The following is an 8,725-nucleotide window of genomic DNA, read 5'->3' on the forward strand; positions in this document are numbered from 1 at the left end:
CTAAGGTCTTTGGCAACGCTGAAGTCATTGACAACGCTTTGGTCTCAGACAACGCTTGGGTTGCTGACGACGCTGAGGTTTCAGGCAATGCTAAGGTCTCAGGCCACGCTAAGGTCTTAGGCCGCGCTATGGTCACTGGCCACGCTAAGGTCTATGGCAATGCTTCACTCCATGACAGTGCTTGGCTCTGTGACAATGCTAAGGTCTATGACAATGCTAATGTCCTTCACGGTGCTAAGGTCACTGGCAATGCTGAGGTCTCAGGCGACGCTTGGATCTCTGGCGGCGCTAAGGTCTCTGGACGACAACCCAAGTAAGGCGCTTGTTAAAAAACAATTACCCAAATTATAGGGATACCGCCTTGATGGCGGTTTTTATTATGTGACTTTAAGTCCGTTTCGCTCCAAAGGTGCGAAACAAATAAACCACCCGCTATGCGGGTGTGCATAGAAGGTTATACCGTCATAACCAAAAAACTCCAAACGAGTTACAATATAGGTGTTCAAGCCAATTGTAAAACGAAAGGAGTTAAGACTATGGCGCAAAAAGCTCACAGTTTATCACATACAAAATGGATGTTTAAGTACCACATTGTACTTACACCTAAGTATAGACGAAAAATAATCTATAATCAATATAGGAGTAGTCTGGGAGAGATTTTTCATAGACTATGCCAATATAAAGGTGTTGAAATAATTGAAGGCCACTTAATGCCAGATCATGTCCACATGTTAGTAAGTATTCCCCCACGAATGAGTGTGGCTAGTTTTATGGGATATTTAAAAGGTAAAAGTGCATTAATGATGTTTGATAAACACGCCAATTTAAAATATAAATTTGGTAACAGACATTTTTGGGCAGAAGGTTATTATGTAAGTACGGTAGGACTTAATGAATCCACAATTAAGAAATATATTCAGGAACAAGAGAAGCATGATAACGCATTGGACAAATTTAGCGTTAAAGAATATGAAAATCTCCTCAGGGATAATGGTAAGTAATGCGAATGCCTCTTTGAGAGGCTTGTGACGAGTCAAAAGCAATAAAGCTTGAACAAAGTGAAATCCAGCGTCTTTAGGTGCTGGCTGGTATTATGGGCTTATAGCTCTTGATCAAACCACCCGTTAGACGCGTGGTTATGATTTAGAGATTATTTATACTAGTTAAATCTAAAAAAACATACAATTTTGTATGATATAATAGGTCTAAAAATATAAGTGGTAAACGTGTAGTTAATTACTATCAGTGTTGAGAGGAGGGAGAATATGTCGAAACAGAAAGATAAATATCTAACACTAAGAAGTCAATTACCAGAACTAATAGACGAATATATAGCTTACCTTCAAGTAGATGTTGAAGAACCTTCTCCCAAAATGGTCGAACGTTTGTCAGTGATCCAGAAATTTTTAAATAGCTATGCAATTACGATTGATAAAGAGGGTGTCTCACTATCATTGACAGACTTAGAAAAATTACCACGAGAATTTGTTCAAAATTATTTGGCAAATTTACGTCTTAAACCAGCGGGAAAAAGATTTATTCTCTATACTTTGGCAGGATTTTGGAATTATCTTACGAATACCTCTTTTACAATTGAGAGAGGGATGCCGTTGTTTTATCGTAACGTGTTTAATGAATGGAAGATAGTTTATAAAGAGAGTTATCACAACATAATATATTCCGAATCAAAGAAGAAGACTATTTTGTATACGCAGCAAGAACTCGAAGAGTTGCTTGATTTCATGGCAAACAGTTATGTTACAACGCTACCAACTCAGAAGAAGGCTGATAATTGGGAAAAGGAGAAGGAGCGAAATATTGCTATATTTGCAATCATAATTGGTACTGGAGCAAGTACTCAAGAAGTTGTTAACTTGACAGTCAGGGATATTGATATGCGTAAAAAAGGAATTTGGGTTGTTAGAAATAACGAGAAACAGTTTATACGTTTTCTCCCCTTCACAGTTCCTTACATAGCTCCATTTGTTAAGGAACGTCGGGGACGCTGGGACTTGGATCCTTCTATACCATCATTATTTTTAACCATGTTGAAAAAGCCTATGGGAAGAAATACAATAGGCCATTTGGCAAAGAACATTGGACATGCTTATGGTAAGGTAATCACGCCTAGTATTTTAAAAGACAGCCACGCCTCTATTGTTTATAAAGAGACAGGTGATATTAAGAAAGTTGCTGAAATACAAGGCTATAGTTTAGACAAGAATCATCTCATAAGATTTATCGAATAATAATATTGATAAATTTCTATATTAGTAAAAGGCCACTTGAGGCCTTTTTGATGTCACTGGGTTACGAATAGTGACTTCTAGGTCTATAATGAATTTATTGAGATTTAAGGAGGTCTTATGCTAAAAAAAAACAATGAAAAAAGAGGTTGTCTTGGCAGTCTGATTTGGATACCGATATCTATTATTGTTATGTTTTGTATAGCTGGATATGGTATGTCCCAGGGAATTAATGTACCCGGTATTTTGTCTGGTGGTTTTAATGTTATCAATAAGGGTGAACATGCCAACTTATTTGAGAAATTTATTCCAAAGTCAGAATCGTCGGAAACAGGGACCAGTTCTTCTAAAACCAGTGGAGGGAAATCAGATACTTTCAGTTATACTCCATTGCCTTTTGAAAACCATAAGCTAATGGTCAATGGAGATTTGGATAGTCTTGGTAGAGCAACATATGGGCACATCAGACTAAAGTATTCAGATAAGCCACAAGATGGTAGGGAAAGTAAAATTAATGTTGACCCAGTTGGCTGGCATAACTATCGTTTTAAGTACGAAGATGAGCATGGAAAAGTCAAAAAAGCTTATCTGATGAATCGCGGGCATCTGATTGGTTATCAGTTTTCTGGATTAAATTCTGAAATCAAGAATCTAGTGCCTATGACACGCTATTTGAATGCTGGAACGATGGCTGATAGTAAAACGGATACTAATAATCCAAACGGTATGCTATACTATGAAAACGCACTAGCCAAATGGTTGAAGAACAACCCAAATATGTACTTAGATTATTGTGTTGTTGCAAACTATACTGGCAATGAGTTAATTCCTAGAACTGTAACGCTTTACTGGACGTCCTTTGATGAAAATGGTACACCGTATGGTGTTGAACTATCAGAAGAAGGATTAGCAACAAGTGATGGAAATGTGAGTTCTGTCACACTTCAGAACGTTTCAAAGAATGCTAATATTAACTACTTAGATGGTACAGCCACAAGTAATTACTAACATTGATTATAGAATGTTCTATACTACAATATTAATCAGCGTAAACTTTTGAATACTAAAAAGAAGATAAGCATCATTTCTAAACGTGGTTATCATGCAGAAGCACACAATGAAATTTTTGAAGTTACCTTTATATTTTGGGTGCTCTAACCTTGCATTGATATCAAAAATCTATATAATAATAATTAATACAGAGCCAGAAGAAAGGGTGAGAATTATGTTTATGATCTTGGTTCTATTACTAACATTAGCGAGTTTCTTATATGTTACCATCGGTATCGCCAAGAAAATATTTTCAATTTTCGCCTTAATTACACCAATTGTAGTCTTGTGTGTCGGGCTTCTTATCGCAATGAATTAACAAAAGTCAAGGGGTGTCACTATCTTACAGATAGTGACCTTTTTTGTTATGCTTTTAATGTCAAAAAAGACATTAAAGGAGAAAAATATGAAAGCACTTAAACTTATAAGAGAGGACGGTTATGAAAACGTCCATTATGCTAGTTTAGGGGAGCAAAAATTTAAAACTTTGGTTGTTGCAGATAGGAAAGATGAACAAGAACAATGGTTTGAGCAACCAGGAATTGAATGTGTCCCAGAAGAAGTATCAGACATCATTCGAAACTATACACTCCCATATATTGACCTCGGAAATACTGAAGATGAGTATTTGTTAGAACAAGCAACTAATAAGGTTGTATCAGTTGTGGTAGAAAATGTGCTTGAAACACAACCATTTATTCCTAGAAATAGAAATGGTCGCCCTATCGGTGAAGGTGTAGCTTTCTGCGATATGTTAGTAGGTCGTATCCAAAATGGAGAACTTGCTGGAACAACAGTTTATATTAAACAAACTGAATCTGGTTTCCGTCAGCCAAAAGATTTCTTTAAAATGGTCGGACGGATTTTTCCTTGTAAATTAACTGACATCCATATCCAAACTATCGAAAATTATAAACTCACAATCAATAACCCATCAAACTATGTTGTTGAAGGTAGTATTGAGTTAGCTGAGTGGTTAACGAATTATCAACTTCTTCAGCAAATTGAAAAGAGTAAAGATAACTCTTCTCGTAATCGAGATAGAAAAAACATCTTGGAACGTACTCATGAAGGTATTGTATCTGCCGTGATTAACAATGGTAGCAATGCAGGTATCATGGTAATGACCAAAAAATTACAAACGGTATTTATTCCAAAACATAGGGTAAGTTATGAGTGTGATTCTTCATTTGTTAACCTAGACGAAGTAGTATCAGTCTTTGATAGGGTGGAATTTAAAATTACTGGGGCCAATACCCAAAAACCAAGTCCAAATCAAAGAGAACGTCACATTATCCATGACTATATTCGTATCGAGGGAGATATGAAAGTTCTCGAAGAAGCACCTCAAGATGCTTTGATTGAGATGATTGATAATAAGAAAGTCATAGGACGATTGTTTAAAGTGCGATTTATCAGTTTTGACCCACAGAGTCTACATACCGTAGAGTTGGTTGACTTTCCAGGTATCAAAATTAAGATGAAGGACTCAGGTTCTTTAAATCGAGTTCCTTTTAAGCAAGGAGATGAAATTTCAGTTGTTATTCAAGATGCTCATTATCGCTGGGTAGACGCAAATAGCAGGGGGCGTCGAGTGGCTAAAAAAACTGAAGAAGTGAGCAGTAATTCACAGAATACGGAAGAGAAAAAATGTCTGTTTCGTATCAAATCACGTTTCAATAGTTTCTATCCAAATCGTGTGAACAGTAAAATCTTATCAACATTTTTCACTAGTTGAGTCGCATATAGTTCCCTCTGAAATGGGAACTTTTTGTTTACGTTCGGAACAGAAAAATTTAACAAGGAGGGAACATGAATCATCATAATATCAATGCTATTGTCTATTATCTGATAGTTTTTATTCGGTATGTCTTACCTATTACCTTGGTCTTCATCGGTATCGGTAGGTGGAGTTATGCTAAATCTATCAATAATCCAGAGAAACAAATCATGGGAGTAAATTTTGCCTTAAAATCAATTTTATTCTTATATATCGTTACATTTATCCCTATTTTCATCATCTATGGACTCGCAATGATATCAAAGGGAGGCACACATAGTGGTGATTTCTCTATGATTAGCTTCGTAGAGGTCTTTACCCTAATAGAAATTCTAGCAGTTGGGATATTACCTGCATATGGTTTCATACAGGGTTACATATATCACTATCAATGGTTGATTACAGAAGGTAAGAAAACAACAAGCTTACCTCGACGAAATCTATTCATTAGACTTGGAATAATAAGTCCGATTGCTATTGTTGTATTTATGGAATTCTTGAAAGAAATGTTTGCTTACTAGAGAGGTGCTTTATGCGGAAGATCTTGAAATTATTTTTTAATCGTTATTATACAAATGGTAAGCGAACTATAGATATCTTACTGTTTTGTTGGCGAAAATATATTGATTGGGTATATCATATATCTTTTGGATTATTTGCTTTCAATATTATTATGTTTATCTTTAGATGGCGTTTGCCTAATTGGGTATTTATATCTTTATTTATATTATTGTTCGTTAATATGGCTTTAGTGTTATACATTGGTGTATGGCACAGTAATGTTACAAGTCGTCAAATTTTCGTGTTATTTGAAAAATATGATACCTTAAAACGAGCAGAACGAAAGAAGATTATTGGTAAGTATGCTATAAGAGCAGCACTAGCAGCAGTACTTATATCTTCTGGATTATATGTACTAACAATCAATAACTTTATCTTATCCCTCATCAATCGTATGTATGATGTAGCAGATAATTATCTCAAATATATGCCCTGGTCGATACCAAATGGAAGTCAGACAGGTATTGTTTTAAGTTATCATACTCTCAAACCTATAATAGGAGCAGACTGGTTCAACAGTTTATTATTGTTGACTCCGATAGGAGTAATTGGTCTTATTTTTTATAATAGTTATGCAACTGGAATTGCTGAAAAAACCTACGAGAAATTGGTTGAGCAATGGCTAGGAGGACGTTACTTCCAAGACAGTGTATTAAGTAATATTGTTCATAATCAAGATGAAAAAGGTCAAGCGAATTTGGTTATGGGGCTTAACTCTAAAACTGGAGAGCAAGTGATTTTACACGCTAATGAGAGGACTTATCACACTATTATCTTTGGTTTGATTGGTACTGGTAAATCGGCAACGATTCTGATTCCAGCAATGCTACAGGATATGGAAAATATGAAATACTATCTATTATCCTATCGTAAGTATTTGACGAAAGTAGATGAAGAACTGGAAGAAGAATTCTTTAACACAGAGTTTGAACGAAAGAAAAAAAGACGTGAATTGTTGGAACAGTGGTATAACAATGGTTATGCTGCAGAGCTTACAAATGGTATTTATATGACTGAACCATCAGGTTCGATGTATGGCACAATTGTTAAGTACGCACATAAAATGGGCTTCCCTGATGAAATGATTTGGACTCTAGATCCTACTAACCCAGGAACTGGTGCAATTAATATTTTGGATGGAGATACTACTCAGGTAAAAGGGGCTGTTCGAGACTTATTTAAACGATTTAGTGATCCAAGTGGGACTGGTTCTTCTTTCTTTCTTAACCAAGAAGGACAACTTACTGATAATATCATTACGGTCATTAAAGAGGTTGCGTTGATACCAGATGCCCCAATAAATTATATGTTAAAAGGTAAGTCTCCAACACTAACTGAATTCTCAAATATGTTACGTTCTAGTGATTGGATTGAAGCCTATATTGCTGTTTTTGAACAATTACTCAATCGAAAGAAAAGGCTTTTTGAAGAAACGTTGAAAAAGCATGAAGCATTCTTAAAGCAGGAAAAAGAAAAGTGGTTAGAGGAATCAGAGTACAATCGTGAACACGAACACCTCTTTGATACTATCCTTAGACCAGAGAATGTTCATGAAGCTATAAACGCATTTAATGATGAAAGAAATAAACTTGAAAACCTCCAAAGTTCATATGATTATTTCATCAATGCTCATCAATTAAATTCGTACACAGAGGAATATTATTATACCTTTGATGCTAACGTGTCTGGTCTAAAAGCAGTTATTGATGACCTATCATCTTCACCAGAAATTCGTCGTGTATTTTTCTCTCAAAGTACCAAAGATTTAGATATTGTTTTAAAAACAGGTGGAATGATTTTGGTCAATTCTGCTAAAGGTGTTCTTGGTAAAGAAAAGTCTCGAATGGTAGCACAGATGGTAACATTGGTTATGCAAAATGCTGCTCAAAGACGTCTTCCAGATAAGTCTCCTTTCTTTGCTTTTTATGAAGATGAAAAGAATGGTTACTTGATGCCAGGTAATGATAGTAACTTCCTAGATGAGTCTCGTAAGTTCCATGTTCCAGTTATGCATGCTTACCAACATGACGAACAAATTAGGGATTCTATTGGCGAATCTGGGGCTGATGCAATCAAGATGTCTTATCGTAATGCCTTTACCTTCCAACAAACCTCAACAAAGGTTGTAGAGTTCATTAATCTACGTTCAGGAGGAAAACATTATGCTCTTAAAGAAACCAAACGTGCAGCAAACGATGATCTCTTAGCAGGGAATCAAGGAAACTCAAGTGCGACTTCAGAGGAAGTAGTAGAAGAAGATAACTTCACTGCTAGAGATGCAAATAACCTAGAGAAATTCCAAGTTGGTGGTGTTATCGTCAGTGATGATGAAGTATCAAATATGATTTATTTGACAACATCTCCGCATTTTGAAATGGATATTTCAAAGGACTCTTTTGTCTCACATACACCTTTCAATAAGGTTTATGGGCTTGGAGAGGAAGAACCGGAAATTGCAAAAGCATACAAGTTGTGGAGAGCAGAAGTGATAGAATATTATGCTCAAAAAGAGTCTGAAAGTCACCTCTATGAAAGTGATTTTACTGAAGAAGAATGGCAAGCAATTATGGATGTTAAGGTGCCAAATGTTGATAGTAATGTAAATGATACAGTTGGTAAAAAAGATGATTCCCCATCAGTTAAAAGAACAATCTTAGTCAACGAGAGTATAACAGAACATAGAGAAGGTACTTCAATTAGAGAAGAGGTAACAGAGGATATTGAGCAAAAAGAGGAGGTCAATAACTCAGAAATTCCACCAGTTGTTGAAGAAAAACAAACTGTAAATAGCAAAAATGATATTGGTGAGTTGAAGGATAAAGAAATAACTCAAAGAGTGATTCTAGCTCCATCATCTACACCCGAAACAGTTGATACTCAAAATATTCAAGCTCCTAATCAAGAGTTTGAATTACCTCAAGAACTCTCTCGTGTAGCTCGTGAGAAAACAACTAAAACTTTAAAAAGTAATGTAGGACAAATGGATATTGATGAAGAAGAAGTGTTTTAGATAACATAAAAAGCAACGGAAATTTCCGTTGCTTTTGTTGTCTTACGAAAACCACTAGCTGTGCTAGTGGTTCCGAAA

6 protein-coding genes and 1 pseudogene are annotated in these 8,725 nt (G+C 35.7%); all 7 read left to right on the plus strand.

Annotation, left to right across the window (positions count from 1 at the left end; translation table 11 throughout):
• A pseudogene (locus tag HMPREF3112_RS11405) lies at positions 1-317 on the plus strand (polymer-forming cytoskeletal protein); the annotation flags it as partial.
• 219 nt (positions 318-536) lie between these two features.
• Positions 537-1,001, plus strand: coding sequence for an IS200/IS605 family transposase (gene tnpA / locus HMPREF3112_RS03275; RefSeq protein ID WP_070438035.1), 465 nt, complete (start codon positions 537-539; stop codon positions 999-1,001).
• A 264-nt stretch (positions 1,002-1,265) separates the two neighbouring features.
• Entirely contained in the window at positions 1,266-2,249 is a 984-nt protein-coding gene (locus HMPREF3112_RS03280; RefSeq protein WP_070438038.1) for a tyrosine-type recombinase/integrase, read from the plus strand.
• Between the two features lie 213 nt (positions 2,250-2,462).
• Positions 2,463-3,254, plus strand: a complete 792-nt coding sequence (locus HMPREF3112_RS03285; protein WP_256262648.1) for a DNA/RNA non-specific endonuclease — start codon at positions 2,463-2,465, stop codon at positions 3,252-3,254.
• Between the two features lie 448 nt (positions 3,255-3,702).
• Positions 3,703-5,034 (plus strand): hypothetical protein, encoded by a 1,332-nt coding sequence (locus HMPREF3112_RS03295; RefSeq protein WP_070438047.1) that lies wholly within the window; start codon positions 3,703-3,705, stop codon positions 5,032-5,034.
• A 74-nt stretch (positions 5,035-5,108) separates the two neighbouring features.
• Positions 5,109-5,597, plus strand: a complete 489-nt coding sequence (locus HMPREF3112_RS03300; protein WP_070438050.1) for a hypothetical protein — start codon at positions 5,109-5,111, stop codon at positions 5,595-5,597.
• An 11-nt stretch (positions 5,598-5,608) separates the two neighbouring features.
• Complete coding sequence (locus HMPREF3112_RS03305) at positions 5,609-8,647, plus strand: type IV secretory system conjugative DNA transfer family protein (protein WP_070438053.1); 3,039 nt, start codon at positions 5,609-5,611, stop codon at positions 8,645-8,647.
• The last annotated feature ends 78 nt before the right edge of the window (positions 8,648-8,725 follow it).

Source organism: Streptococcus sp. HMSC10E12 (assembly GCF_001807855.1).
Classification (GTDB): Bacteria; Bacillota; Bacilli; order Lactobacillales; family Streptococcaceae; genus Streptococcus; species Streptococcus salivarius.

Coding starts and splice junctions, on each gene's coding strand:
- HMPREF3112_RS03305 (WP_070438053.1), top strand. CDS start 5,609: ATGCGGAAGATCTTGAAATTATTTTTTAATCGTTATTATACAAATGGT.
- HMPREF3112_RS03295 (WP_070438047.1), top strand. CDS start 3,703: ATGAAAGCACTTAAACTTATAAGAGAGGACGGTTATGAAAACGTCCAT.
- tnpA (WP_070438035.1), top strand. CDS start 537: ATGGCGCAAAAAGCTCACAGTTTATCACATACAAAATGGATGTTTAAG.
- HMPREF3112_RS03280 (WP_070438038.1), top strand. CDS start 1,266: ATGTCGAAACAGAAAGATAAATATCTAACACTAAGAAGTCAATTACCA.
- HMPREF3112_RS03285 (WP_256262648.1), top strand. CDS start 2,463: ATGTCCCAGGGAATTAATGTACCCGGTATTTTGTCTGGTGGTTTTAAT.
- HMPREF3112_RS03300 (WP_070438050.1), top strand. CDS start 5,109: ATGAATCATCATAATATCAATGCTATTGTCTATTATCTGATAGTTTTT.